A 25846-nucleotide genomic window follows, 5' to 3' on the forward strand; every position below is an offset into this window, starting at 1 on the left:
GGTGTGCGGGTTCGGCGTGGCGCGCGCGGCGAGTCGGGACCGGTACGTCAAGGTGGCCCGACCCTGCGGTCGCGCCGGGGGACGCCGTCGGAGATGAGGAGTGGCATGCGCCAGCGTCGCGGTATCTCGTTGGGGACCGCTCTCTACCTGATCATCGGTGTGGTCGTGGCCCTGTCCAACGGCTACGGGATCACCGACCTCTCCTCGTTGCTGTCCTTCCTCCTCGCCATGTTCCTGTGGCCGCTCGTCCTGCTCGGGATCGACCTGAACATCAACCTCGGGGGCTGAGCGTCACCGTTCCGCCGCTCCCGGCCGTCGGATCACCCGAACGAGTGGCTGCTTCTCCGTAGCACTCCGCCGTCACGCTGACGATGAGTGATCGACGAGACCCACACGAGGTCTCGCGGTGACTCAGCGGTGACTCGGGGGGACGGCCATGAGCGAGGGAGAACGCCCGCACGGACCGGTGTTCGTGGACGCGACGGGGCGGCGGCGCCGCGGGGTGACGGTGATCGGCTACCTCGGCGCCTCGGCGGCCGCGGCGTACCTCGCGGCCTTCGGCATCACCATCGGCACGACGGCCGGCCAGCTGCACACGACCGGCGTCGCGCTGACGCCGAGCCCGGTGACCGCGGACGAGGCCGTCGACGACGCCGGCGGTGAGCCGGTCGAGGGCATCGACACCGTCGTCGAGGTGGCGGACGCGCAGGACCACGGCTCGGGCCCGGCGCAGCACGACGAGCCCGAGGCGGCCGGCCGCGTCGACGCCGCGCCGGCGCGCCCCGCGCTGGTGCCGCTGCGGGAGGTGACGCCGCGGGCCGCGGCGAGCGCGCCCCGTCCGGCGGCCGCTCCCGCGCCGGTGGCTCCCGCCCCGGTCGGTCCCGCGCCGGTCGCTTCGCCCCGGCCGGTGGCACAGCCGGCCCCGCCGGCGGGCGGGACGGCCCCGGGTGGGACGGCTTCGGGTGGGGCGGCCTCGGGTGGGGCGGCCTCGGGTGGGGCGGCCTCGGGCGGGTCGTCCTCCGGCGGCACGACCACCGGCGGCGGCACGTCCACGGGCGGCACGACCGGGGGCACGTCGGGTGGCACCGCCTCGGGCGGCTCGACGGGTGGCCCGACCGGCGGCACCGCGACGCCCGGCAGCACGGGCAGCACGGGCAGCACGGGCACCGGCAGCACCACCACCCCGCCGCCCGGCGCCACGGTCACCGACCCGGCCACCGCCGACGTGCTCGCGATCGGGGCCTGACCGTGTCCCGTCACCGCTCCGCCGGTCCCGGCGCCCGGGACCTCCCGCCGGTGCGCCACCCGCACCGCGCCCCGGTCGCCGACTCGGGGTGGCGCCGGCTGCGTCCCCGCCCGGGCGTCCTGCTCGTCGTGGTGGCGCTGCTGATGTTCGGCTGCCTGCTGGTGGTCAACGGGCTCGCGCGGTCGGAGGTCGGCGTCGACGCCGAGCACGCGACCGACGGCGCCCACGGCGAGGTGCCGGCGGCGATCATCGACGGCGGGCCGGTCGTCGACGCCCGCGGCGCCACCCCGGTGAGCGCGCGGATGCCGACGCGCACGATCTCGCTGACGTTCGACGACGGCCCCGACCCGACCTGGACGCCCCAGGTCCTCGAGGTGCTGCGCCGCCACCAGGTGCCCGCGACCTTCTTCGTCGTCGGGTCGATGGCCGCCCAGCACCCCGACCTGCTGCGCGACATCCGCGCCGCGGGCTCCGAGGTGGGCGTGCACACCTTCACCCACCCCGACCTGTCCGCGGCGTCGGACCTGCGCATCGACCGCGAGCTCTCCGAGACCCAGCTGGTGCTGGCCGGGGCGCTGGGGGAGTCGAGCTACCTGCTGCGCCCGCCGTACTCGTCGACCGCCGACGCGGTGGACGACGACGCCCTGCGCTCGTTCCGCGCGGCCGGCGCCGACGGCTACGTCACCGTGCTCTCCGACGTCGACAGTCGCGACTGGGAGCGCCCCGGCGTCGACGCGATCGTCCGCAACTCGATCCCGGCCAACGGCGCGGGCGGGATCGTGCTGCTGCACGACGCGGGTGGCGACCGCTCCCAGACCGTCGCCGCCCTCGACCGCCTCATCCCCGAGCTCCGGGCGCAGGGCTACCGCTTCGACGTCCCCGAGGCCGCGGTCGGGCTGCCGCTGGACAACCAGCCCGTCGGGACCGTCGACCACCTCCTGGGCAGCGTGCTGATCGGCCTGGTCGCGATCGCCGGGGTCGTGGTCGACGCCCTGACCTGGCTGCTGGTCGTGGTCGGCGCGCTCGTCGTCGCGCGGCTGGTGCTGATGCTCGTCGTCGCCGTCCGCCACCACCGTCGCCGGCACCGGCCCGGGTTCTCGTGGGGACCGCCGGTCACCGCGCCGGTGTCGGTGATCGTCCCGGCCTACAACGAGAAGGAGAACATCGCCGCCACCGTGCGGTCGCTGGCCGCGTCGACGCACCGGGTCGAGGTGATCGTCGTCGACGACGGCAGCACCGACGGCACCGCGGAGATCGTCGAGGGGCTGCGGCTGCCGGGCGTGCGGGTGATCCGGCAGGCCAACGGCGGCAAGCCCGCGGCGCTGAACACGGGCATCGCGCACGCGCGCCACGAGCTGGTCGTCATGATCGACGGCGACACCGTCTTCGCGCCCGAGACCGTCGGACGTCTCGTGCAGCCGTTCGCGGACCCGTCGGTGGGTGCGGTGGCGGGCAACGCGAAGGTGGCCAACCGCCGCGGGCTCATCGCGCGCTGGCAGCACATCGAGTACGTCATGGGCTTCAACGTCGACCGCCGCGTCTACGACGTCCTGCGCTGCATGCCGACGGTCCCGGGGGCGATCGGGGCGTTCCGGCGTCGCGTGCTGCTCGAGGTCGGCGGGGTCAGCGACGACACCCTCGCCGAGGACACCGACCTGACCATGGCGGTCTGCCGCAGCGGCTGGCGCGTGGTCTACGAGGAGACCGCGACGGCGTGGACCGAGGCGCCCGCGACCCTGGGCCAGCTGTGGCGCCAGCGCTACCGCTGGAGCTACGGGACGATGCAGTCGATGTGGAAGCACCGCCGCGCGGTGCTCGAGTCCGGCGCGTCGGGCCGCTTCGGGCGGGCGGGGCTGGGGCACCTGGCGGTGTTCCAGGTGCTGCTGCCGCTGCTCGCGCCGCTGGTGGACATCTTCCTGCTCTACGGGCTGCTGTTCCTCGACCCGACCACGACGCTGGTGGCGTGGTCGTCGGTGCAGGCGGTCCAGCTCGCCGCCGCCGTGATCGCCTTCCGGCTCGAGCGCGAGCCGCTGGGCGTGCTGTGGCTGCTGCCGCTGCAGCAGGTCGTGTACCGGCAGCTGATGTACGCGGTGCTGATCCGGTCGGTGGTGACGGCGGCGGGCGGCATCCGGCTGGGGTGGCAGAAGCTGCGGCGGGTCGGCGGGCTGGAGGCGCACCTCCAGCCGACCACCAGGCCCGCGGAGCGCCCCCGTCAGCAGCTGGTGGTGCTGAGCCGGCGGTGAGGACCACCCGTCGGCGGGCTGGCGGGGGCGTGGGGTGACGACGAGCATCGGCGGGCCGACTCCGGGCGGGAGCCGGCGGCGCGTCGGCGGTTCCGGGGGGAACGCGTGGATCGGTCATCGGGGGGCGGTGCGCACCGGGCGCGCCGTGGTCGTGGTGGGGCGCACCGGCGTCGCGTCGCGGCGTGGGTGGTGCTGGCCGTGCTGGTGGCGTCGGTCGCCGCGGCCGGGTCGCGGGAGTCGGCGACGACCGTCGCCGCCCTGCCGCCGCCCGACACCAGCCCGCTCGGCGCCACCGGCCGGCTCCCCGACCACCTCCTGCCCGGACCGCCTCCCGAGCTCGTGCTGCCCGACGTCGACGTGCCGGCCTCCCCGGAGCACCCGGGCATCCCCGGCGGGGTGCTGACCGCCTACCACGGCGCCGCCGCGCAGCTGGCGCAGAGCGCGCCGGCGTGCGGGCTGTCGTGGTCGCTGGTGGCGGGGATCGGCAAGGTCGAGTCCGACCACGCGCGCGGCGGCGCCATCGACGCGACCGGGACGACGCTGTCGCCGATCCTCGGGCCGCGCCTCGACGGCACCGGCGCCAACGCCGCGATCGTCGACACCGACGACGGCCTGCTCGACGGCGACAACGTCTGGGACCGGGCCGTCGGCCCGACCCAGTTCATCCCGTCGACGTTCGCGACCTACGGCGCCGACGGCGACGCCGACGGCCGCGCCGACCCGAACAACGTCCACGACGCGACGGTCTCGACGGGTCGCTACCTGTGCGCGGGCGGGCTGGACCTGGCCGATCCGGGCCAGCTCCGCGCCGCGGTGTTCCGCTACAACCACTCCGAGCGCTACGTCGACACGGTGCTGCGCTGGGCCGCGATCTACGACGGCGGCGTCACCGTGCTGCCCGACGACCCGTCGGGCGCGGCGGACCTGGCGCTGGCCGGCGACTCGGCCTCGTCCTTCCCGGTGGCTGTGGCGCGGGAGCCGGAGCCCCTCGACGTGCCCGTCGCGCCGGAGGCACTGCCCGGGTCGGGGGCCGCGCCGGTCGTGGTGCCGGCGCCGCCGCTGGGGCCTGTGCCGTCACTCGACCCGGCACAGGCGGTCGCACCGTCACCGACGGCCGGAGCGACGTCCACCTCCGCGACCGGCACGACCACGCCGGGCGCCGCGGGCGCGAGCGCGCCGAGCACGAGCGCGCCCGGCACGAGCGCGACGGGCACGACGGCGACAGGTTCGACGTCCACCTCGCCGCCGGTGAGCTCGCTCGCCACGACCACGACGCCGCCCACCACGACCACAACCCCGCCGACGGCGAGCACGACGACCCCGCCCGCCACGACCACGACCACGACCACGACCCCGCCCGCCACGACCACGACCCCGCCGACGGCAAGCACGACGACCCCGCCCACCACGACGACCGCGACACCGCAGCCGGTGCCGCGGAGCCTCTGTGCGCAGGCGTTCGCCCCGGCGGCCGTGGCCGAGGCGCTCGGCGTCCCCGCGGCGGGGCTCGCCGTCTCCCCGAGCGGGTCGGGGACCTCCCTGACCTGCACGGTCGCCGACGGGTCGACGACCCTGCTGACCGCGACGATCACGTCGTTCGCGAGCGAGGCCGAGGCGCACGAGCAGGCTGCGGCGCTCGGCGGTGCCGCGGGCCGCAGCCTCGCGATGGCCCGGGGGACCCTCGGGGTCGACCTCCGTGCGACCGCCGCGGCGGGCGACCAGGCGCCCGACGGCTTGCGGACCCTCGCGGACCGCATCCGGTGAGTCTCAGGCGAGGCTGAAGCGGTCGCCCGCGAAGTCCCACTCCAGCGGCGTCTCCAGCTCGAACCGCCGCTCGCGCAGGAACGTCTCGAGGGTGTCGACGCGCGGGATGGACTCCCGCCACACCTCGGTCGTCTCCTCGTCGGCCGGGTCCTGCAGGTGGGCGCGGCGGACCTCGAGGAAGCGGCCGAGCCAGGTGGTGGCGTCGCGCTGGACGCCGGTCTCCGTGATCAGCGCCTGCAGCCCGTCCGGGCCGCCCCGCCCGTGCTGGACGGCGGTGTCGAGGACGACGAGCTGGCCCAGCCCCGTCACCTGCCCCGCGCCCCGCGCCAGGTCGACAGCCGGGCGGAAGTACAGCTCGTCGTAGACCGCGTCCTGGGCCTGATTGAGGCGCGGGTCGGTCTGGGACGTCGAGCGCCACACGTCCTCGAACCCGTCGAGCCCCCGCGTGCTGGACCCGCCGCCGGCCGCGTCGATCCGCTCCAGCGGCCGCACGAACCGGGTCAGCGGCGTCGCCCCGCCGGCGCTCGCCTCGTACCGCCGCACCACGAGCAGCAGGTCGTGGGTGCCGCTGGTGAACCCGGCGCGGCCCGCCGTGATGCCCCGGCCGTCGCCGAGGCGCTGGGCCTGCGCGTAGGGGAGGTCGACCGTCGAGTTCTCGAACGTGCTGATGACGGCGTCGGCGACCCGGCGGCGCTGGGGGTCGAGGAGACCCTCCGGGCGGGCGGCCGCGGCGTTGGGGGCGCTGCAGGCGGCGAGGGCGACCGCAGTCAGCCCCCCGAGGACGAGAAAGCCCCGGCGGTCCGTCCTCACGCGCGGTCCGCCACCGATGTCACCGGACGGTGATACCACCACTCCCGCGGCGGGAAGCAACGGCCCCCACCGTGCGCACGTGGCCGCGTGGGACGGCGTGCGGCGTCCTCAAGAACACGCGATATGTCCGGCGGCACCGACACGCACCAGGCCGCTGTCATCCCCACTATTGAGGAATCCTTCGCGCTCGATGTGCATTGTCGCTGAAGTCTTCTGGGTGCTGACTCACGCCCGGCGTTCGGGCGGCGACTAGTCGTCACGCACGGGCGTCAGCTCTATCGAGAGAATTGTCCGGCCGCTAGGGTCGGAATTCGGCACCGAACTCCATCGGTCGGCGAGGTTCGACGAGGGGACGAGCGATGCAGGGCCACGACGATCTCGAGCACGACGCCCGACCACCATCGGCCGATCTCGCGAACCAGGTGACGTCCGCGCAGACGCTCGAGGTCGAACTGTCGAGGCCCCTCCCGGGCGTCCTCCCCGCCCCCGGGCGTAACGGCGTGCACGTGCTCGTCCGACTGCACGGTCGGCCGGTGGCCCGGCTGCTCCTGCCGCTCGCTCCGACGGGGATGAGCGCTGCCACGCTGGCACGGCACATCGCCGAGCGGGCCTCCGAGGCGATCGCCGCGCACCTCGCGGAGGACGGGCTGTACCCCCCGGCCCTCCTGGGTCCCGAGGGGCTGCCGGCGGTCGCCGACCCCGCCTGCGATCGACGACGGGCGCTGGCCCTCGCCGACGCTCCGAGCATCACCGTCGTCATTGCAACGCACGACCGCACCGAGGCTCTGCTCCGCTGTCTCAGGTCGGTCGCCGTGCAGAACTACCCGACGCGCCACGACATCGTCGTCGTGGACAACGCGCCGTCGACGGACGAGACGGCCCGCGCGCTCGCCGCTTTGCACGGACAGCTGGGCGACGTACCGGTCCGTTACGTCCACGAGCCGATGCCCGGACTCGGTCTTGCGCATCGCCGAGGCCTCGAGGTCGCGACGGGCGACTGGGTGGCGATCACCGACGACGACGTCGTGGTCGACCGCTCATGGCTCTCGGCCATCGCCGAGGCCGCGGCCGCTCCCGGCGTCGGCTGCGTGACGGGGCTCATCGTGCCCGCCGAGCTGGAGACGACGGCGCAGCTGCTGCTCGAACAGCAGGGCGGCTTCGACCGGGGCTTCGCGGCGCGAGTCGTCGACACCGGACCTCGTCGGCCGGACGATGCGCTCTTCCCCTTCTCCGCGGGCAGGCTCGGCTCCGGGGCGAACATGGCGTTTGAGACCGCGCTGCTGCGTGACACCGACGCTATCGACCCCGCCCTTGGCGCCGGCACGCCCGCGCGGGGAGGGGACGACCTCGCGATGTTCCTTCGTGTCCTCAGGGCGGGCCGTGCCGTCGCCTATGCACCCGCGGCGCTCGTCCACCACTGGCACCGCCGCGACTACGACCTCCTGCGCCGCCAGGCAGGGCACTACGGCGTCGGCCTGGGTGCCTATCTCGCCAGCGCGGTCCGCCACGACCCAGGGGTCGTCCTCACCATGCTGCGGCGTCTCCCTCGCGCGCTCCGCCACGTCCTCGATCCCGAATCCGCGAAGAACCACCAGAAGCCGTCGACGTACCCGCGCGAACTCGATCGAGCCGAGCGCCTCGGTATGCTCCAGGGCCCGTTCCGCTACGCGTTGAGCAGCTGGCGATATCGCCACTTTCTCCACCCCGGAGCCCCGACGGGCGACCACCCGGAGAAGGTGGCGTGAAGGTTCGGGTGTGTCGGCCCGAGGAGCTCGGCGCGGCGGAGAAGGCTCGCTGGCGAATGTTGAATCGAGCCGACCCCGAGCTCGCCAACCCCTTTCTGCGACCCGAGTTCGCAATCGCCATCGGGCGCCATCGGGCGGACGCTCGCGTCGCGGTCGTCGAGGAGCCGTCGGGTCGGATTGTCGGCTTCTTCGCCTTTCAACGGTCGCCGTCCGGTGCGGGCAGGGCGATCGGTTACGGGCTCTCCGACCATCAGGGGCTCGTCGCGGAAGCGGGGCTGCCCTGGCGGGGAGTGGAACTTCTCAAGCGGTGCGGGCTCGGGGCCTGGGAGTTCACCCACCTGATCCGTTCCCAAGCCGATGCGTTCGGGCCGCAGGTGATCGAGGAACGGCCCTCTCCGGTGCTCGACCTGTGTGACGGCTGGGAGGCCTATCTGTCCCGCCACCAAGGCTCCCGTCTGAAGAAGGTGCGGCAGTACGAGCGCAAGCTCGCTCGCGAGGTCGGCGAGGTCTCCGTCGAGCTGGACACCCCGCGCGTGGCCCTCCTGGATCGTCTGATGACGTGGAAGTCGGCGCAGTACCGTCGGACCGGCCGGCGGGACCGCTTCCGGGACGTCCGCGTCGCCCGCGCGGTGCGGGAGCTCGTCGAGACGAGGATCGACGGCTTCTCGGTGCCGCTCTCCGTCATGACGGTCGGTGGCGAAGTGGCCGCGCTCTACCTGTTCCTGCGCGCGGATGACACGGTGGCTGGGTGGTTCCCTACCTACGACACGGCGCTCTCCCGCTACTCGCCCGGCACCATCCACCTCGCCGCGATCGCGAGGTTGGCGGCCGAGGACGGTGTCGGGCTTTTCGATCTCGGCGCGGGTGAGGCCGTCTACAAGGACACCTTCCGCGACCGCGACCGCATCGTCTGCTCGGGGGCGGTCCGCCGTGCCACACCCGGTGCCGCCGCGTCCTGGCTGCGTACCGAGCCCGCACGTGCTGCCACGAACTTCGTTCTGGCGCATCCCGGGCTACGTCGAGCGGCCCGGCAGACCCTCAACGAGTTCGGCCGGGTCCGCGGCCGGATGTGAGTTCGCCGGCGACCCGACGTGCGCGCCGCACGATGCGGAAAGCGCGGGTGCGGACCCGGTCGTGGGTCCAGGCCAGCGGGAGCCCCTCCCCGCTCAGCGCTGCACGCACCACGGCGCGTGACGTCGCCGCCGTGACCGTGAAGCGCCCGAGCGCGAACGGATCATCAGCTGGGTGGGACAGCGCGTTCTTCACGGCGTGGGCCACCTCGTAGCCGGCTCCGACGACGAGCCTTCGGACCTGCGCATCGACGCTACCGTGAGGGTAGGCGAAGGACCTGACGGTCGTGCCGGTCATGTCCTCGAGGTCGCGGCGGCAGTCGTCGATCTCCCGGCGCGCGTGCGCGAGCGGCACGGTGTCGAGGTGCGGGTGGGTCACGGTGTGGCCGCCGACCTCCACGCCGTCCTGTCCAACGAGGTCGGCCGTCGCGCTCCGGGAGAGCATCCGGGGCCGATCGAGGTACCCCGTCGTCACGAAGATCGTGGACGAGATACCGAGGCTCCGCAGGATGGGGAGTGCGACGTCGACGTAGTCGGCGAAACCGTCATCGAAGGTGACGAGTATCGGTCGGGCGTCGCCGAGCTCGCCGGCGAGCCACGCCCCGTGGTCCGTCGCCGTCATCGACCGGCGCCCGTCCGACACCGTCTGGGCCACGGCCTCCATGTCGGCGGCGAAGTCGGCGGCGCGGACCTGCCAGGGCGATTCGACGTATCGACCGGGCGCGGCAATGGAGTGATAGAGCAGGATCGGGACGGCGGACACTGGGTGCTCGACGATCGTCATGGGGCAGCTCCGAGCGCGGATGGGATGGCGCAGCGGCCGGTGCTCGGCGTGCGCGGAGTGGGCACATCGGTATCCGGGGTCACACGGACCCAGTCGACGACCATCTCGGCGGGGAACCGCGTCGTCTCGTCCGGCGAGCCCGGCCACCCGCCGACGGCGAGGTTGAGGACGAGAACCTGGGGCGACCGGTCAAGGACCCAGCGTCCTTGGGGTGGGGTCTCCGTCCGGCGTCGCGTGGCGAGGACCTCTCCGTCGATGCTCCAGCTGACCTGATCGGCGCTCCAGTCGACGGCATAGGTGTGGAACTCTCCGGCCCAGCTGCCGGACGGGTGGACGGGCGATGTCGTCAGCGCCGTCCAGTCCGAGCCGTCGGCGCGGGGCTGGTGAAGGTTGAAGATCACTCGTTCGACGTCGTTGAGGCCTTCGACGATGTCGATCTCGCCGTGTTCCGGCCAGGGGCCCTCCGCGCCGAGAGTCCAGAACGCGGGCCAGAGGCCCTGCCCTGCGGGCAGCCGGAGGCGAGCCTCCGCCCGTCCGTGGAGAAAGGCGAAGCGTCCGCAGGTAGTGATGCGCGCGCTGGTGTAGCGGGCGCCGCCGGCTCCTGCCTCCTGCCGCGCGGTGAGGAGGAGCCGGCCCTGACCGTCGAGAGCGACGTTCGACGGTGCCGACGTGTAGGCCTGCAGCTGCGTGCCGTTGCCCCACCCCAGCCCCCCCGTCTCGACGAGCCAGTGCTGCGGCGAAGGCGGGGCGCCGGCCGGCCCGTCGAATTCGTCGACCCAGGTCCAGCAGGCTGTGCCCGTCGCCGAGGTGCTCGTGTCCGTCGCCCCGGCAGGGCATGTCTCCTTGTGGGCGACGGTTCGCGGGGGGCCCACCGGCGCGAGTGCGGAGATGGCGATCACGATGACGAGGACGCCGAGCGCGACGCGGACCTCCTGTGGCCTGATCACGGCGGCGACCCGGAGGGCAGCTCGAAGATGACGACGTCGCCGTCGCGGTAGGCGATGCGCAGACTCGGATCGGCGAGGAGCGACTCCACGAAGCGACCCGCACTCCCGGGAGGGGCATATCCGTAGTTCTCGATCGCCGCAAGCTGAGCCGGCCCGACCGCCAGGTAGACCGGGCCGCCGGCACTCGCGTCCCTGAGGGCGGATGTCACCCGTGGGATGTCCGCGGCGGTGAGCGCACGGCCGACGAAGTCGGCGTCCTGATAGATGTCGAAATTCCACCCGCCGTACGCATTCATGTGGGCGGGGTAGTTCGCTGTGAGCGGGCTGGGCCAGTTCGCGATGAGGAGGCCGACGGTGCTGCCCGTCGGGGTCGACTCCTCCAACCACGCGCTGGCACGGACCTCGTGCGGCCGGACGTGGTTGAGCTGGTCGAGCCCGTACTGTCCGACGAGGAACAGCATCGCCGCCACGCCACCGACCACCGACACCGCCGCGGTCACCTGACGCCATCGCCCCGCGAGGTCCACGAGCGCCCGCGCCCCGAGGAAGCAGAGCCACGGCAAGGCGAACATGTAGACCCGGTAGATGGCCTCCCCGCCGTAGGGCTGGACGACGAGCACGCTCGCCGCGGCAGCGACCATGACCCAGACGAAGGAGTCGCGGCGTCCGTGACGCCCCGACCACCACGCCGCGACGGCCAGCCCGACGACGAGGACACTTTCGGTCCGCCCCGCGAGCGCGACCATCTGGTGCTCGAACGAGCCGGCCGACTGCACGGCCGCCTGGGTGCCGCGCACGTTGGAGAACAGGTCGAAGCTGAAGATCGAGTAGTGCTCCGAAACGAAGCCGTAGGCCGCCATGAACCAGGTCACGCTGAGCAGCGCGACGACGAGGGGCAGGAGCCACGAGCGGGACCGCCCGAGCAGGAAGAGCGCGACGAGCCCGCTGATGAGGAAATACGGGGTGAGCTGGTGGCTGACGACGACGGCCGCGCAGAGCGCCAGGAGGAGAGGTACGGCGACGCTCGCCCGCAGCTCGCCGCAGGGCCGCTCAGGGGGCGCCACGGCAGGGCGCCCAGGCATCCGAAGGATCGTGAGAACGGGCAGTCGACGGACGAGACGGTCGCCGGTGGCGAGCACGCGTTCCTCGATACCGCGGAACACTCGTTGTGCGGCGTCCTGTGGCGCCGGCGGGAGCCAGCGCAGCGCGCCGCCGAATACGAGGAGGGCGAGGGCGAACGACGCGGACTGCGGCGAGAAGTACGTGGGGCCGAGCCAGGCGGTCAGGGTGTAGAGCCAGACAGCCGTCACGACCCGGCGTCGGTCACGGGTGAGGGAGCGAGCCAGGAAGTAGACGGCGAGCGCGTTGGCCGCGGCGAAGAAGACCTGCGCCCAGTTAGCGTAGTCGAAGGCGTCGACGCCGGTGAGGTGACTCAGCGCGGCACATGCGGAGAACAGGCCGGGCCAGTTGTGGTAGATGTCGAGCGCCCGATCTACCGACCCGTTCTCGGCGATGTAGCGGGTCACCGCGATGTGCTTGTAGGCGTACGCGTGCCGGGGCGTGTCGTAGGCCAGCGGAACCGTCACCTGGGTGACCGCCAGGATTGCCGCCGGGTAGGCCATCAGCAGCCGCGGCGAGAGGCGCAGGGCGAGTCCCACGCCGAAGCCGAGGCACAGCAGCAGCAGGGCGACGACGACAGTCGGCGGGAGGACCGAGACCAGACCCCATCCGGTCATGTCATCGAGCTCGACGAAGCATAGCGACACAGCCCACTCGCCCAGGGCGACCGCGATCAGCACCACGTGCATGGCCGGACGCGCGCCCAGACGCGCCCGCTCGATCGCTCGGTCGCGCGGGCGGAGGGCCACGAGCTCAGACATGGTGTGCCTCGCGGGAGGCGGCCCGATGCAAGACCTCCCGCACGCCACGGTGCGCCAGCGTGGGGGCCACGACCGCGCTGACGAGGGCGTTCACCTCGACAGGGGCCCAAAGTCCGCTGCTGACCATGATCGTGGCGCCCAGGATCAGCGCCGCGACGCCGAGCCCGACGGCGAGGGCGAGCTCGTCGATCGGGTCGTCGACGGGAACGACGGTGGTCAGGGCGAAGCCCGGCGCGAGGAGCACCGCGACGAGGACGACCGCCACGCGCAGCGGGGAGGGCGCCAAGGCGATCGCGATGGTGCTGGTCGCGCTCGCCGTCGCCAAGATCAGGAGCAGGGCTCCGTGCCGTGGCGAGGGGGAGGCCGCGGCCGGGCCGCGGTGACGGTACGCACTCGCTCCGGCCATCGCCGCGAGTGCGCAGGGCAGCAGGCCGAGCAGGATCGTCACGGCTCTCGGGCCTCCTCGACGACGGGGTGCGTGACTCGGGGGCCGCGGATCGCGTCCGCCGCCAGACGCAGGAACCACACGACGCACCCCGCGGCCGCGACGGCTCGGAGTGCGAGGAAGAGCGGCGAGGTCGGCAGGGCCACCGCGGTCAGGAACGCCAGCCCGACCGCTGCGAGCAGCCCCAGGCGGCTGCGCGTGGAGCTGGGAACGAGACCGAAGGACGTGCCGCTCGAGGCTCGCTGGGTGACATAGAGCAGGCCGTACGCGAGCACCGTCGTCAGCGCGGCGCCGCCGAGGCCGAGTACCGGGACCAGGAGCAGGTTCACAAGGACGTTGACCGCAGCGGCCGCGGTCGTCGTCAGCGCGATGCTTACGGAGCGTCCCCGGACGAGGAGCACGTTCTCCCTAATGATCGCCGCCGTGTACGGCACGACCGAGATCAGGACGACCACGGTGGTGAGGAGGAGATCGTCCACGGCGAAGCTCGCCGGGGACCAGACGCGAAGGACCAGCGGAGCGCCGAAGCCGATGCCGACGACGACGGGGACGATCAGCCGGTAGAGCGTGTCCCGCGTCGCGGCGAGGACAAGGGCCCTGTCGACCTCGCCCTCGAGCGCGAGAAGACGGGGGAGCCAGGCCCAACTGATCAGCCAGACGAGGAGGAGAGGCAACGACCCCACGCTGTAGGCGATGTGGTAGCGCGCCACGGCGACCGTCCCGAGGGCCTCGGCGACCACGAAGCGGTCGCCGGCCGTGAGCACGACCGCGTTGAGACCGACCGAGATCAACGGGACGCCGAAGACGAGGGCCCGGCGCACGGCGCCGTGGTCGACGAACCTCAAGCGCGCTGGTCGTGCCAGGGCGATCACGAGGACGGCGACGGGGAGCTGGGCGAAGACCAGGCCCGCGAAGTACGCAGGTGCTGTCCGGCCGAAGCCGCCGGCCACGACCACGCCGGCCGTCGGCGCGGCGACGGCCATCAGGACACACGTGGCCGCGAAGGGCTGGAACCGGTCCTGGCTGCGGAGCAGCGCCTGTCCGGCCGAGACGACGGCGAGCAGCCCGGCCGAGATCACGGCGAGTCGTAGCTCGACCGCCCCGTCGCGGAAGCCGAGAAGCGGACCCCACCCCGCGGTCGTCGCCCCGACCACGCCGGCGATGCAGGCGGCCGCGAGGACGGCGAGGGTCAGGACGCGGCGGGCCTCGTCCTCGCCGCCGGGGCCGGCGAAGGCGCGCTGTATCGCGGTCTCCAGCCCGAGCCCGGCCACGATCACCGCGACCTGCATGGCCGCCAGAGCCGTGGCGAAATGGCCGAACTCGACCGGCCCCAGCAAGCGAGTGATCACTGGCGTCGCGAGGGCCACCGAAAGCATCTGGACGGCACGCAGCCCCGAGAAGGCGGCGTCGCGCGAGAACAAGCCGTGCACCGCGGCGTCTACGGTACCGAGGGCCATGGGGGTCGGGCCGGCCGACCGGCGGGCTCCGCTCGTGGCGCTCACGGTCGACGGAGTGCGCCGTGATCCGGCAGTACCGGGCACCTCGCCACGACGCTCCCCTCCGCCCTCGCGTCCTCCGGCAGGGAGCCTGTCACCACGAGCGAACGCTCGCGTCGTCATTGTTGACGATGCTTCACCCGTCCGGACCTCTCATCATCACGACCATTGCGTTGTGTTATCAGCATGGTCTCGAGACGGGGAGCCTCATGGGAGACGAGGTCGGCGAGCGGGATGACGGGCCGACCGCGACGCCGAGGCCCGACGCCGCGGCGGTCACCGTTGTCGTCTGCGCCTACACGCTGCGGCGCCGCGACGACATCGTCCGGGCTGTCGAATCACTCCTGGCTCAGAAGCCGGGTCCTCCGGGCGAGATCATCCTGGTGAGCGATCATTGCGACGCGCTGCTCGCGTGGGCGAGAGCCCGCTTTCCGGGCGTGCGCGTGGTGGCGAGCCGTTGGCCGGCGGGGCTGGCGGGGGCGCGCAACACCGGCGTCGCCGAGGCGTCGGGCGAGGTGGTGGCGTTCCTCGACGACGACGCCGAGGCGGAAGAGTGCTGGCTCGCGCGGCTCGTCGAGCCTTACCGCGACGACTCGGTGCTCGGCGTCGGTGGTGGCGTCGTACCGGCATGGCGCCAGGGGCGGCGTCCCCGGTGGTTCCCGAAGGAGTTCGACTGGGTGGTGGGCTGCTCACACTCGGGCATGCCAACTGCTGCGCGGGATGTGCGTAACTTCGTCGGCGCCAACATGAGCTACCGACGCGAGGTGTTCGAGCGTGCCGGTGGGTTCACCGTCGGTCTCGGTCGCATCGGGGCGGTTCCGCTCGGGTGCGAGGAGACCGAGTTCGGCATCCGTGCGAGGCGCAGGGCGCCGGGCGCCCGTTTCGTCTACGAGCCCGCCGCCCGCGTTCGACACACGGTCGGCGTGGAACGCGGGGCGCTCGGCTACTTCGCCCGACGCTGTTACGCGGAGGGGGTCTCCAAGGCTGCCGTGTCGAGGATGGCGGGGCACCAGGCCGCGCTCGCGTCGGAGCGCACTTACATTCGCTCGGACCTCCCGCGGGGGCTCGTCAGAGCGCTCGGTGGCGAGGATGCCGGCGCAGCCAAGGCGGCCGTCATGCTCGGAGGCCTGGCCGTGACCGTGGCCGGCTACGTGCGGGGCCGTACGGGCGCGCTGCCCCCGGCCGCTGGGACGACCTCCGAGGAGCTCTTCGGCTCCCCGGAAAGCCCGCCGCGTGCCGAGGTGCCGGCCGTCGGAGGCAGGGCGAGCGCGTCGTAGCCGATAGGCCGAACGCGGGCGCAGGCCGGCGGCTGTACCGTCGGCTCTGTGGGTTTGCGGGGCCACCTGTCACGATGCTCGTGCGGGCATGACCGCGAGGCGCACGAGCATCATCGACGCGGCACGGAGTGCTCGTTGTGCCCGCCCGGGGCCTGCCCCCGTTTCACGCGCTGGGGCCGTCGTCTCCGTCCCCGGGATTGACGGCCCATTCCTTCCGCAGGTCGTTCAGGTCGCCCGGAGATCGCTTTCCTCGAGAGCGAGTCGAGCCGTTGCACGACGGACAGTGGCGGTAGTGCGACGGAGCGATACCTGTGACTCTGAGTACGCCGCGTCACCCGGATAGGGTCCGGCATTCGGGCTGCTTGTGCGCCACCCGGTGGCTGCTAGTGTTGAATCTGAACGAATCGGCGGCATGGGGTTCGCTCGTTCGGGGGGGAAGCATGCCGACATCGAGGGGATCGTTTGTGTGGCGCGACTCGCTGACGTGGTGCCTGCCGGATCGATTCAGGTCTATGGAGCTTTCTCCGCGCGCGCATCCGCAGACCGAGCGGGTCCGCGGCCACGAGCTGTCGAACATCCTCCTCGGTCTCAGTGCCGTCGTCGATCTTCTTGGGCACGTGGAGGACAAGATCGAACGTGACCGTCTTCTGCGCATCGTGGGCGACGAGATCGAGCGGATGCGACGTCTGACAGCGGAGTCGACGGAGCGCCCGTTTCACGACGTCGTCTACGACGTGGTGCCGGTGATCGACGACATCGTCTCGATGTACACGTGCGGGGTCCCCGTGCACGTCGACATCTCGTCGTCGCTCCCTGTCGTCGGTGATCCCAATGCGTTTCGTCACGCGATGGTGAACGTCCTCCTCAACTGTGTCCGTCATGCGCCCGCGTCGGCCATCGTCGTCCGGGCGAAGGTCACCGATCAGGGCACGAAGATCCAGGTCGAGGACGACGGTCCCGCGATCCCTCATCCCCGCTCGCCGCGATGCCCGGGTGTCGGTGTCGGCCTCGCCTTCTCCCGGCGCCTCCTCGCCGGCGAGCGCGGAACCATCGATCTCGAGCCTCGGCCCGACGCCCGAGGCTGGTCGGCGGTGATCTGCCTTCGTACGGCCACGGCGCCGTGACCACGTCACTTCCCACGACGACCGTGCTGGTGATCGATGATCACGAGGTCCTCAGCTCGGCGCTGGTCGCCGTCTTCCGCCGCAGCGGTTTCCACGCGCGACGGGCTCCGGTCGGCGATCCCGATGACATCCTGGGAGCTGCGACCGACGCGATCCCGCCCGCGGTCGCTCTGCTCGACCTCGATCTCGGGCGGGGGTCACGGGGAGAGCGTCGCCGGGGCACAGACCTCGTGCGCCCGTTGTCGGCGCGCCGCTGGCAGGTCCTGGCGGTGAGCGGCAACGCGCGAGAGATCGAAATTGCTGTGGCGGTCGAGGCGGGAGTCGTCGGGTTCGTGGATAAGGCAGACCCGCTCGAGCACCTGGTCGAAGCGGTCAGGATGGTGTCACAGGGACGTCCGCTGATGAGCCCGGAGGAGCGGGAACGATGGATCACCATGGCCCGCGCGGCGCGGCGGCAACGAGCGGTTCGTGACGAGCGGCTCGGCCGTCTGACCGTGCGTGAACGCCAGGTGCTCGACCGGCTCGCGGACGGTAGCCGCGCAGCCGCGATCGCGGAGGAGTTCATCACGTCGCTGACGACGGTGCGCAGCCAGATCCGGGCGATCCTGCGCAAGCTGGAGGTCAGCTCACAGCTGGAGGCCGTCGCTCTGGTGCGCGAGCCCGCTGACCCGGACACCCCGGACCGGCCCTGATCACAGCTCGCTCACGGCGGTTCCTCAATCCTGAGGATGTGTCATCCGCTCGGCCGTAGAACGCTCATCGATCTACACAGAGCGTCGCCGAAGAGGCGCCGTCGAGACGATCCCGAGGAGCAGCCGTGGACGACACCGTGCCCAGTCGTACTCGGGAGCCGAGGTCGGCGCTCGTGTCGGTCTCCGTCGTGATCCCGGCCCGCAACGAAGCCGCCAACCTCCCCTTCGTGCTGGGCGCTATTCCGCAGGAGTACGAGGTGGTGGTGGTCGACGGGCACTCCGTGGACGCCACGGTGGAGGTCGCGCGGCGGGTTCGACCGGACGCACACATCATCAGGCAGACCCGTCGCGGGAAGGGCAACGCCCTCGTGTGCGGCTTCGCTGCCGCGACCGGCGACATCATCGTCACTCTGGACGCCGACGGTTCCGCCGATCCGAAGGAGATTCCACGTTTCGTCGAGGTGCTCCTCGGCGGGGCCGACTTCGCCAAGGGAACTCGATATGCCTCGGGCGGAGGCAGTGAGGACATCACGCGCCTCCGCTCGGCGGGGAACCGCGCGCTGACGACGCTCGTCAATGTGCTGTTCGGCATGACGTTCACCGATCTCTGTTACGGCTACAACGCCTTCTGGGGCCATCTCGTCGCGACCATGAACCTTCCGCCGGTGGAGATGGACTCGGGCTCGGACCGTGCGTGGGGTGACGGGTTCGAGATCGAGACCCTCCTCAACATCCGGGCGGCATCGGGTTCTCGCGTGAGGGAGGTGGCGAGCGTAGAGCGGTGCCGCATCCACGGGGTCAGCAATCTCGACGCCGGCCGCGACGGGCTCCGCGTGCTTGCCACCGTCCTCTCCGAGCGCTGGCGCCTCGCTCGGCGGCGTCCGGCGTCGCTGGTCGGCGACCGCTCGCGTTGGCGCAGTCCCGATGGCGCGCCTGGCCCGTTCGTCAACCCGGCTGCGGCCGCCGCGCGCGGGAGCTCGGACTCGATCGGTGCTGTTCCGGTGGCGCGGGCGGGGGGCCTGACGACGTGGCCGGCCGTCAGCGACGTGCGCTGAGCAGGGGGCGTCCCCGCGTCACTGTCCTGGTGACCCCGCGACCGAGGACATCTCCGACGACGCGGCAGGCTCTTCTCACGGCGCTCGACCGGCAGCTCGACGCGAACGACGAGGTCGTCGTCATCGAGTCCTCCGAGGAGCTGGGAACGGCGGAAGTCCTCACTCTCGACGAGGACTCCGGCAACGAAGCAGCAGATCGCGATACGGGCGAGGTTGTCGTCCTCCTCGAGGACGACCTCCTCCCGGACGACGACTGGCTCCAGGCGCTGCTCGGCCCGTACTCAACCTACGATGTCGTCGGCGTCGGCGGCGCCGTGTTCCCCCGGTGGATCGCGCCTCGGCCCCGGTGGTTCCCCGCGTGCTTCAACTGGTTGTTCGGCTGCTCCTGGGTGGGGATGCCCGTCGAGACGAGCGAGGTGCGGAACACACTGGGAGGAAACACGAGCTTTCGCCGCGAGCTCCTGGCGCGGGCCGGAGGGCTGCTCAGCGGTCTCGGCGGACAAGCGCACGACGTGGAGCTGGCTGCCCGGCTTCGCGCGGTCGCGCCGCACGGCAGGCTCGTCTACGTCCCGACAGCCGTCGTCCGGCGCGATCTACGGGGAGATGCTGTCGGGCTCGCATGGTTTGGGCAGCGCTGCTGGGAGGAAGGGGCGGAGATGGCTCGATGGGTCAACACATCGCGGAGCGCGGTCTCGTTGGCGCCGGAACGCCGCTTCGCTCTTCGGATCGTGCCGACCGTTGCACTGTGGGGCCTCGTCGGTCGCGACGGCAACCCGTTCCGCTCCGTTGCTTCTGTTCTCGGCCTCGCCGCCGGTGGTCTGGGCTTTCTGACGGCGCGCGTCCGCGCCCTCCTCCCCCCACCGCGCGTCGAAGCCGTGGGCGTCACCGCATCGTGACACCACCGCTGCCCTGCCCGAGCTTCAGAGGCCCCAACATGGGGCCACGACTCGTCACGGGGGGTGACGGGCGGGGGAGGGGTCGGGAAGCGGCCCCGGACGGCCGTGGGGGCGGACCGTGGCGACGTCGACGCTGTGGTGGGTGCTGGGCGTCGTCGTGCTGTGGTTCGTCGTCGGCCTGGTCATCGCGCTCGTCGTGGCGCGGGTCCTGGCGCACGTCGACGAGCCCGAGCGGCGCCGGTTGCCCGAGCCGGACGAGGACCCCGACGTCCCCGCCCCCCGTGGCGGCGGGCACGACGAGGCCGCTCACCCCCGGTCGCGCGGGCAGGCGCCGACCGACCGGTGAGGCACGCCCGGCTCCGGCGGCTCCCCCCGAGCCGCCGGAGCCGGGACGCGGAGCCGGTGCCGACGCCCCCCGACGTCGTCCCCGCGACACGCCGTCCGGCGCCCCCCGCGCGTCCCGGACGTGTGCACCGCGCTCCGCGGCCTGCTGGACTCACATCCCCACGTGCACCAGCACCAGGGGGACGTCGTCCGGATCCCGGAACACGAGGTAGGCGTAGGGCTCCGGCTCGGCGACGTCGACGACACCGCCGTGCGCGACCCCGAGGCCGTCGAGCCACGTCGCCCAGGCGTCGAGCTGCGAGCGGCTCGCCACCGAGAAGGCCGTGTGGCTGTGACGCCGGCCGAGGGCCGGGGCCGTCAGCTGGATCGCGACGCCGGATTCCGGGTCGGACAGCACGACCGTCTCCGGTCCCTCGTCCTCCGGGCACGGCGCGGACGTCCGGGTCAGACCCAGCACCCGCTCGTACCAGGCCGCGCTGGCGTCGACGTCCGTGATGGCCGGGGAGTAGTGGTGGAACCCGGCGAAGCGCGGCCGTTCGGTGCTGATCACCGTCTCCACCTCCCCGTCCCGATCACCGATCGTGTTCGTGGATCACTCTGACGGGTGACGGTTGAACCCGGTACTAGGGAGGTCCCTCACCCGCGTCGCGACGCCGCGTGAACTCCGCGGCCAGCTCGGTCCGCGAGCGCACGCCGAGCTTGCGGTAGATCCGCGTCAGGTGGGCCTCGACGGTCTTGCGCGAGACGAAGAGCGCCGACGAGGTCTCGACGTTGGAGAGCCCCTCGGCGACGGCGCGCGCGACCTGGAACTCCTGCGGGGTGAGCGACTCGAGCCTGTTCTCCCCCGCGGCCTCGGGCGCGGCGCCGCGGTGCCCGGTCGCGGCGAGCTCCGTGCGGGCGCGCTCGACCCACGGGCGGGCACCCAGCGCGGTCAGCGCGCCCTCCGCCTCGAGCAGCAACGGGCGGGCGGCGCCGGGACGTCGCCAGCGCCGGCGGACCTCGGCCTGCGCGAGCAGCGTCCGGGCGCGCTCGTAGGGGGCGACCAGGCGGCTGTGGGCGCGGTGCGCGGCGGCGAACCAGTGCTCGGCCTCGGCGTGGTCGTCGGCGAGCAGGCCGCGTCCACGGGCCGCCACCGCCTCGGCGTAGGCCGATCCGGTGCGCTCGGCGTTCGCGGCGACCCAGGCGACGACGTCCTCGGCGGCGGCCCGGTCGCCGGTGCGGACGGTGGCGTCGACGAGGTCGCCGGCGAACGGGATGGCGACGTCGCAGACGGACCCCTGGCGCTCGACGAGGGTGCGGGCCCGCGTGAGGTGGGCCATCGCGGTCGGTACGTCGGCGACGGCGAGTGCCGCGGCACCGAGGGCGGCCGCGGCGTAGCCGTGGAGGCTGGCGACGCCGAGGGAGCCGGCGATGCGCAGCCCCTCCTCGGCGTGCTCGCGGCTCGTCGCGACGTCGCCGCGGGCGGCCTCGAGGCGGGCGAGGAGGGTCAGGCCGAACGCCTTGCTGTGCGGCTGGCCGAGCTCGTCGGCCCAGGCGACGGCCTCGCTGGCGTCGGCGTAGGCGTACGGCCAGCGCCCGGCCCACCAGTCGATCTCGGCCCGCACCCCGAGGGCGTAGGCCAGGATCAGCGGGGCGCCGGCGCGGCGCGCGGTGGTCGCGACGGGGTCGACGAGCCGGCGCCCGTCCTCGGGTCGCTCGAGGTACACGGCGGACTGGGCCCCGCCGGCGAGCACGGGCCCGTCCCACAGCGGGTCGGCGTCGTCGGCGCGCCCGAGGAAGCCGTCGAGCAGGGCGCGCGCCTCGCCCCACCGCCCGACCAGCGCGTAGGTGTGACAGACCTCGGTCAGCGGCGCGAGGTCCTCGCCGTCGTCGAGAGCCCGCGCGCGGTCGGCCACCGCCTCGGCGTCGCGCAGCCGCGCCAGCATCGTCAGCGGCATGACGGCCTCGCCGTAGAGGCGCACCGCCGCCTGCGTGTCGCGGACTCGCACGGCGTCGGCGGTCCGCAGGGCCTGGTCCACCGCACGGGTCGGGTCCAGCCACGTCAACGAGCGGGCACGGACGACCTCGACCTCGGCGGCGAACAGGACGTCGTCGTGGACGGCGAGCGCCTCCTCGCACCACCGCACCGCCTGCTCCGCGCCGCCCGACAGCGACGAGTCGGTGGCGGCGGCGAGCAGGCGGCTCGCGCGCAGCTCGGGGTCGGCGGTGAAGTCGGCGGCGCGCGCCCAGGTCCGCGCCGCGGCGAGCAGGCCCGCGCGTTGCCGGGCGGTGTGCGCGGCCTCGACGAGGCGGGCGGCGAGGTCGTCGTCCGGCGGCTCGGTGGCCTCGGCGAGGTACCAGACCGCGAGGTCGGGCGGGGCGTGGCGGGCGAGGCCGTCGAGCACGCGGCGGCGGAGGCTGCGCGAGGTGCGCGCCACGACCAGCGGGCGGAGCAGGCCGTGGCGCAGGCCCGCCTCGTCGCCATCGCGCGTCACGAGCCGTCGGCGCTCGGCGGGAAGCAGGTCGTCGTCGGCGATCCCGAGGTCGCGGAAGACGGGTTCGAGCTGCTCGCGGGACGTCGTGCGCCCGAAGGCGAGGACTGCGAGCGCCGTGCGGCTCGCGGGCGGCAGCGCATCGACCGCCGCCGACCAGGTGCGCTCCAGCGCGGAGCCCGGCGGCAACGACGGCGTCGCCGCGTCGCCGGGGACGAGGAGGTCGGGGCCGGCGGCCCGCGCGATCTCGACGACGGCGAGCGGGTTGCCCGCGCACCGCTCGACGATCGTCTCCACGACCCGCGGCGACGCCCGCACCGGCAGCGCCGCCACCAGCGCCCGGCTCTCGTCGGGCGTCAGCGGGGGGAGCTCGATCGTCGGCAGCCGCCACACCGCGGGGTCGACGGGCACCTCGGAGCGCACCGAGAGCAGCAGCGCGATCCGCTCCCGCGCGAGGCGCCGCGCGACGAACAGCAGGACCTGCTGGGACGGCGCGTCGATCCACGGGAAGTCGTCGACGACCAGCAGCAGCGGTTCGTCGTCGGCCGCGGCGGCGAGCGTCGCCAGCGCGGCGGCGCACACCGCGAGGGGGCTGCCGACGACGCCGACACGCAGCGCGAGCGCGATCTCGAGCGCCTCCCGCTGCACGTCGGGCAGGCCGTCGGCGTGCTTCGTCAGCGGGAGCAGCAGGTCGGCGGCCGCGGCGAACGGGAGCACCGCGTCGCCCTCGACCCCGGCCGTGCGCAGGACCCGGCGCGTCGACGCCGCCGCGACCTCGTCGAGCAGCGTCGACTTCCCGCTGCCGGGCTCGCCGGCGAGGACCGTCACCGTGCCGTCGCGGCGCTGCGGGTCGACGGCGGCGGCGAGCTCGGCGCGCTCGTCGGCGCGACCGATCACCTCGGGCTGCTCGGCGGGCACGGCACCTCCTCCCGGGCCTCATCCTGGTCGTCGATGCGTCACACGGATAGGTTCTGCCGTCCGGTGGCGCGGAAGGTCACCGACGTCCGGCGCCCCGCGCGCGGGCCGTCGACGGCGTGCAGCGGGCGGCCGTCCTGGACGTCGGCGAGCCCCGGCCCGCGGAGCAGCACGAGGCTGCCGGCGGCGGCGTCCCACGACCGCACCGTGGTGCCCGCGCGGTCGGAGCACTGCCGGAGCACGGCCGAGCCCTCGGCGGTGACGATCGCGACGAGGTGGCGGTGGCGCCGCCCGTCGAGGTGGGCGGAGATGCCGCCGCTGCCGGGCGCGTAGCGCTGGATCGTCACCTCGTCCGGCCACCAGGTGTCGAGCCCCGCTGCGCAAAGAGCGTCGACCAGGGCGGTCCGCAGGGCGTCGACGACGGGCCGCCGGGCGACCTCCTCGCCGGCCAGGACGAGGTACTCGCCGTCCTGGCGCACGCCGTGCGGACCCTCGACGGCGGGCAGCCGCGCGTAGCTCTCGGCGTCGACCTCGGCGAGCAGGGCCCGGCGCGCGTCCTCGGGGAGCACGCCGGGCTCGTGCGCGGCGCCGTCCTCGACGGTGCGGCGCAGCACGGGACCGAGGTCGCGGGCGAGCCTCACTCCGTCACCAGCCGCACGATCGCGACGAGCCCCACGACGACGATCACCGCGCGCAGGACCGTGGGGGACAGGCGCCGGCCGATCCTCGCGCCGAGCAGGCCGCCGAGCGTCGAGCTGACGGCCAGGATCGCCACGACCGGCCAGCTGATCGGCGCGACGACCGCGTAGACCGCGCCCGCGACGACGTTGACCACCGCGGCGAGGACGTTCTTGTAGCCGTTGAGCCGCTGGAGGGGCTCGGTGAGCAGCAGGCCCATGACGCCGACGAGCAGGATCCCCTGCGCGGCGGTGAAGTACCCGCCGTAGACGCCGACGAGGGTGATCAGCGGGTAGAGCGGCCAGGTGCGGCGGGACGCGGCCGGGGTCCGGGCGAGCCGCTTGGTGAGGATCGGCTGGACCACGACGAGCACCAGCGCGACCCCGACCAGGAACGGGACGATCGTCTCGAACGCGTCCTCGGGCAGCGAGAGCAGCAGCGCCGTGCCCCCGACCGCCCCGACGGCGGAGAACACCGACCACGTCACGAGCTGCCGGCGCGCTCCCGTGATCTCGTGGCGGTAGCCCCAGGCGCCCGTGATCGAGCCCGGGACCAGGCCGATCGCGTTCGATGTCGTCGCCGTCACCGGCGGGTAGCCCAGCGCGACGAGCACGGGGAACGTGACGAGCGTGCCCGACCCGACCACCGTGTTGATGGTCCCCGCCCACACGCCGGCGACGGCGATGAGCACCGCGTGCCAGAGCGTCACCCGGGGACCGTAGGACCGCCCGCGCGCCCTCGCCGGGTGTGGCCGGTGTGAGATCGGGCTGACGGCGATCGCAAGGTCCAGGCCGTAGCGCACGGGCGCCCTCGTCGCGATAGTCCGTGGGGGGCCGGGGAGAGGGTCACGCGGGAGGGCCGCTGGGGAGCGGGCCCGTCACGCGCCCTCTCCCCGTCGCACCCCGCCGGTGGCGGCGACGCGGAGGGAGTCGCGTGGGTTCGGTGTTCGACCCGGAGTCGGGACGCTACGTCGCAGCCCCGCGGCCGGCCGCGCGCCGCTCGGATCCGGCCATCCCGAGGAGCCCGGACGACGACGTCACACAGGTGGTCACAACGCCCCGGGAATCGCCGGCCGAGGACCCGGTGCCGCCTCCCGCGGACCCCTCGCGGGAGTCCCCGGGGGTGGCCCGGCCACGCCGGTGGCCGATCGGGCTGGTGCTCGTGGCGTCCCTCGTCGGTGGCGTCGCCCTCGGGGTCGGGATCGGTGCGTTCACCGGCGGCAGCGACACGCCCTACCCGACGACCGCGCCGCCCCTGCCCGTCTACCGGCCCGGGGTCCACGTCGTCGGCGACGGCGCGGGCGAGATGTCGGCCGGGCGCTACGTCACCGCCGGCCCGGTCGGTGACGCGTCCTGCACCACCGTGCGGGTCTCCGGCTTCGCGGGGCGGCCGCAGGACGTCATCGCCGAGCGGGAGGTCCAGGGGCCGACGACGCTGCGCGTGATCCGCGCCGACGCCGGGGTCGTGCTCGAGGGCCCCTGCACGTGGCGGATGGGCTGAGGTCGGACGCCGAGGCGGGCCGCGCTTCGCTACGGAGGCGCGAGGATCCCGAGGCCGGCATGGCCCAGCCGGCTCAGTGCGTCGACCAGGGCAGGGGCGTCGAGGTCCCGGAGCAACTGCTGCTCGGCGTCCTCGACGGCGGGGGCCAGACGGTCGTGCAGGGTGCGGCCACGATCGCTGACCGACACCCGGACCCGCCGGCGGTCGACGAGGTCGGCCTCGCGGAACACGAGGCCGAGGGCGGCGAGGCGGTCGACGATGCGCGTGAGCGTCGAGTCGTTGAGCCGGGTAGCGGCCACGAGGTCGCGCATGGCCTGGCCGCCGTCGACGGCGAGCCCGCGCAGCACGAGCCACTGTTCCAGCGACAGTCCCTCGCCGGAGGTGGTCTCCTCGACGCGCCGGGTGACCTCGTCGAGCGCACGGACCAGCGCCAGGGTCAGCGACTCGTCCACCCGGGCCACCT

24 protein-coding genes are annotated in these 25846 nt (G+C 73.5%); 13 read left to right on the forward strand and 11 right to left on the reverse strand.

The features are described 5' to 3' along the window. Positions 1–105: 105 nt before the first annotated feature. The 4 genes from ACYX4T_RS24385 to ACYX4T_RS24400 all read left to right on the forward strand — a co-directional run bounded on the left by ACYX4T_RS24385 (position 106) and on the right by ACYX4T_RS24400 (position 5253). Positions 106–288 carry a hypothetical protein gene (locus ACYX4T_RS24385; RefSeq protein ID WP_476011798.1) on the forward strand — a complete coding sequence of 61 codons (183 nt, stop codon included), beginning with the start codon at positions 106–108 and terminating at the stop codon, positions 286–288. Between the two features lie 148 nt (positions 289–436). Next, a complete protein-coding gene (locus ACYX4T_RS24390; protein ID WP_476011799.1) occupies positions 437–1246 on the forward strand; it encodes a hypothetical protein in 810 nt (269 codons plus the stop codon). A 2-nt stretch (positions 1247–1248) separates the two neighbouring features. Then, positions 1249–3489: a bifunctional polysaccharide deacetylase/glycosyltransferase family 2 protein gene (locus ACYX4T_RS24395; protein ID WP_476011800.1), complete on the forward strand. Its 2241-nt coding sequence runs from the start codon at positions 1249–1251 to the stop codon at positions 3487–3489. A gap of 198 nt (positions 3490–3687) precedes the next feature. Continuing rightward, positions 3688–5253: a lytic transglycosylase domain-containing protein gene (locus ACYX4T_RS24400; protein WP_476011801.1), complete on the forward strand. Its 1566-nt coding sequence runs from the start codon at positions 3688–3690 to the stop codon at positions 5251–5253. Between the two features lie 3 nt (positions 5254–5256). Here ACYX4T_RS24400 and ACYX4T_RS24405 read toward each other — a convergent pair whose 3' ends face one another. Next, the gene (locus ACYX4T_RS24405) at positions 5257–6063 is read right to left on the reverse strand and encodes a chitosanase (RefSeq protein WP_476011802.1); all 807 of its coding nucleotides are present in this window, start codon (positions 6061–6063) and stop codon (positions 5257–5259) included. A 359-nt stretch (positions 6064–6422) separates the two neighbouring features. Here ACYX4T_RS24405 and ACYX4T_RS24410 point away from each other — a divergent pair, with 359 nt between their 5' ends. Both ACYX4T_RS24410 and ACYX4T_RS24415 read left to right on the forward strand, forming a co-directional pair. Beyond that, a complete protein-coding gene (locus ACYX4T_RS24410) occupies positions 6423–7808 on the forward strand; it encodes a glycosyltransferase family 2 protein (RefSeq protein WP_476011803.1) in 1386 nt (461 codons plus the stop codon). After that, on the forward strand, positions 7805–8881 hold the full coding sequence (locus tag ACYX4T_RS24415; protein WP_476011804.1) for a GNAT family N-acetyltransferase: 1077 nt from the start codon (positions 7805–7807) through the stop codon (positions 8879–8881). Before ACYX4T_RS24410 ends, ACYX4T_RS24415 begins: the two co-directional genes overlap by 4 nt. Here ACYX4T_RS24415 and ACYX4T_RS24420 read toward each other — a convergent pair. The 5 genes from ACYX4T_RS24420 to ACYX4T_RS24440 are packed head-to-tail and all read right to left on the reverse strand — an operon-like array spanning position 8847 to position 14364. Further along, positions 8847–9662 carry a polysaccharide deacetylase family protein gene (locus tag ACYX4T_RS24420; RefSeq protein ID WP_476011805.1) on the reverse strand — a complete coding sequence of 272 codons (816 nt, stop codon included), beginning with the start codon at positions 9660–9662 and terminating at the stop codon, positions 8847–8849. The genes ACYX4T_RS24415 and ACYX4T_RS24420 overlap by 35 nt on opposite strands. Then, positions 9659–10609, reverse strand: coding sequence for a glycoside hydrolase family 16 protein (locus ACYX4T_RS24425; RefSeq protein ID WP_476011806.1), 951 nt, complete (start codon positions 10607–10609; stop codon positions 9659–9661). Before ACYX4T_RS24425 ends, ACYX4T_RS24420 begins: the two co-directional genes overlap by 4 nt. Further along, the gene (locus ACYX4T_RS24430; RefSeq protein WP_476011807.1) at positions 10606–12489 is read right to left on the reverse strand and encodes a hypothetical protein; all 1884 of its coding nucleotides are present in this window, start codon (positions 12487–12489) and stop codon (positions 10606–10608) included. The genes ACYX4T_RS24425 and ACYX4T_RS24430 overlap by 4 nt, the downstream gene beginning before the upstream one ends. Further along, the gene (locus ACYX4T_RS24435) at positions 12482–12937 is read right to left on the reverse strand and encodes a hypothetical protein (RefSeq protein WP_476011808.1); all 456 of its coding nucleotides are present in this window, start codon (positions 12935–12937) and stop codon (positions 12482–12484) included. Before ACYX4T_RS24435 ends, ACYX4T_RS24430 begins: the two co-directional genes overlap by 8 nt. Continuing rightward, on the reverse strand, positions 12934–14364 hold the full coding sequence (locus ACYX4T_RS24440; protein ID WP_476011809.1) for a lipopolysaccharide biosynthesis protein: 1431 nt from the start codon (positions 14362–14364) through the stop codon (positions 12934–12936). Before ACYX4T_RS24440 ends, ACYX4T_RS24435 begins: the two co-directional genes overlap by 4 nt. A 275-nt stretch (positions 14365–14639) precedes the next feature. Between ACYX4T_RS24440 and ACYX4T_RS24445 the strand changes: the two genes are divergently transcribed. From ACYX4T_RS24445 to ACYX4T_RS24470, 6 genes are all read left to right on the forward strand, one after another. Then, the gene (locus ACYX4T_RS24445) at positions 14640–15707 is read left to right on the forward strand and encodes a glycosyltransferase family 2 protein (RefSeq protein ID WP_476011810.1); all 1068 of its coding nucleotides are present in this window, start codon (positions 14640–14642) and stop codon (positions 15705–15707) included. A 464-nt stretch (positions 15708–16171) separates the two neighbouring features. After that, positions 16172–16831 carry a sensor histidine kinase gene (locus ACYX4T_RS24450; protein ID WP_476011811.1) on the forward strand — a complete coding sequence of 220 codons (660 nt, stop codon included), beginning with the start codon at positions 16172–16174 and terminating at the stop codon, positions 16829–16831. Positions 16832–16854: 23 nt separating this feature from the next. Continuing rightward, positions 16855–17523, forward strand: coding sequence for a LuxR C-terminal-related transcriptional regulator (locus ACYX4T_RS24455; RefSeq protein WP_476011812.1), 669 nt, complete (start codon positions 16855–16857; stop codon positions 17521–17523). 125 nt (positions 17524–17648) lie between these two features. After that, the gene (locus ACYX4T_RS24460) at positions 17649–18578 is read left to right on the forward strand and encodes a glycosyltransferase family 2 protein (RefSeq protein ID WP_476011813.1); all 930 of its coding nucleotides are present in this window, start codon (positions 17649–17651) and stop codon (positions 18576–18578) included. A 29-nt stretch (positions 18579–18607) separates the two neighbouring features. Further along, complete coding sequence (locus ACYX4T_RS24465) at positions 18608–19474, forward strand: hypothetical protein (RefSeq protein ID WP_476011814.1); 867 nt, start codon at positions 18608–18610, stop codon at positions 19472–19474. 118 nt (positions 19475–19592) lie between these two features. Next, a complete protein-coding gene (locus tag ACYX4T_RS24470) occupies positions 19593–19820 on the forward strand; it encodes a hypothetical protein (protein WP_476011815.1) in 228 nt (75 codons plus the stop codon). Positions 19821–19970: 150 nt separating this feature from the next. Here the strand turns inward: ACYX4T_RS24470 and ACYX4T_RS24475 are convergent, their stop codons facing one another. The 4 genes from ACYX4T_RS24475 to ACYX4T_RS24490 all read right to left on the reverse strand — a co-directional run bounded on the left by ACYX4T_RS24475 (position 19971) and on the right by ACYX4T_RS24490 (position 24592). Further along, the gene (locus ACYX4T_RS24475; protein ID WP_476011816.1) at positions 19971–20369 is read right to left on the reverse strand and encodes a VOC family protein; all 399 of its coding nucleotides are present in this window, start codon (positions 20367–20369) and stop codon (positions 19971–19973) included. Positions 20370–20442: 73 nt separating this feature from the next. Beyond that, positions 20443–23208 carry a helix-turn-helix transcriptional regulator gene (locus ACYX4T_RS24480; RefSeq protein WP_476011817.1) on the reverse strand — a complete coding sequence of 922 codons (2766 nt, stop codon included), beginning with the start codon at positions 23206–23208 and terminating at the stop codon, positions 20443–20445. A 38-nt stretch (positions 23209–23246) separates the two neighbouring features. After that, the gene (locus ACYX4T_RS24485) at positions 23247–23846 is read right to left on the reverse strand and encodes a hypothetical protein (protein ID WP_476011818.1); all 600 of its coding nucleotides are present in this window, start codon (positions 23844–23846) and stop codon (positions 23247–23249) included. Further along, a complete protein-coding gene (locus ACYX4T_RS24490; protein WP_476011819.1) occupies positions 23843–24592 on the reverse strand; it encodes a sulfite exporter TauE/SafE family protein in 750 nt (249 codons plus the stop codon). Before ACYX4T_RS24490 ends, ACYX4T_RS24485 begins: the two co-directional genes overlap by 4 nt. 413 nt (positions 24593–25005) lie before the next feature. Here ACYX4T_RS24490 and ACYX4T_RS24495 point away from each other — a divergent pair, with 413 nt between their 5' ends. After that, complete coding sequence (locus ACYX4T_RS24495) at positions 25006–25383, forward strand: hypothetical protein (RefSeq protein WP_476011820.1); 378 nt, start codon at positions 25006–25008, stop codon at positions 25381–25383. A 29-nt stretch (positions 25384–25412) separates the two neighbouring features. Here the strand turns inward: ACYX4T_RS24495 and ACYX4T_RS24500 are convergent, their stop codons facing one another. Beyond that, positions 25413–25835, reverse strand: a complete 423-nt coding sequence (locus ACYX4T_RS24500; RefSeq protein WP_476011821.1) for a MarR family winged helix-turn-helix transcriptional regulator — start codon at positions 25833–25835, stop codon at positions 25413–25415. Positions 25836–25846: the final 11 nt, after the last annotated feature.

It is taken from the genome of Actinomycetospora sp. ABD4_176 (assembly GCF_056311855.1).

Coding starts and splice junctions, on each gene's coding strand:
- ACYX4T_RS24410 (WP_476011803.1), top strand. CDS start 6,423: ATGCAGGGCCACGACGATCTCGAGCACGACGCCCGACCACCATCGGCC.
- ACYX4T_RS24445 (WP_476011810.1), top strand. CDS start 14,640: ATGGGAGACGAGGTCGGCGAGCGGGATGACGGGCCGACCGCGACGCCG.
- ACYX4T_RS24430 (WP_476011807.1), bottom strand. CDS start 12,489: ATGTCTGAGCTCGTGGCCCTCCGCCCGCGCGACCGAGCGATCGAGCGG.
- ACYX4T_RS24385 (WP_476011798.1), top strand. CDS start 106: ATGCGCCAGCGTCGCGGTATCTCGTTGGGGACCGCTCTCTACCTGATC.
- ACYX4T_RS24420 (WP_476011805.1), bottom strand. CDS start 9,662: ATGACGATCGTCGAGCACCCAGTGTCCGCCGTCCCGATCCTGCTCTAT.
- ACYX4T_RS24390 (WP_476011799.1), top strand. CDS start 437: ATGAGCGAGGGAGAACGCCCGCACGGACCGGTGTTCGTGGACGCGACG.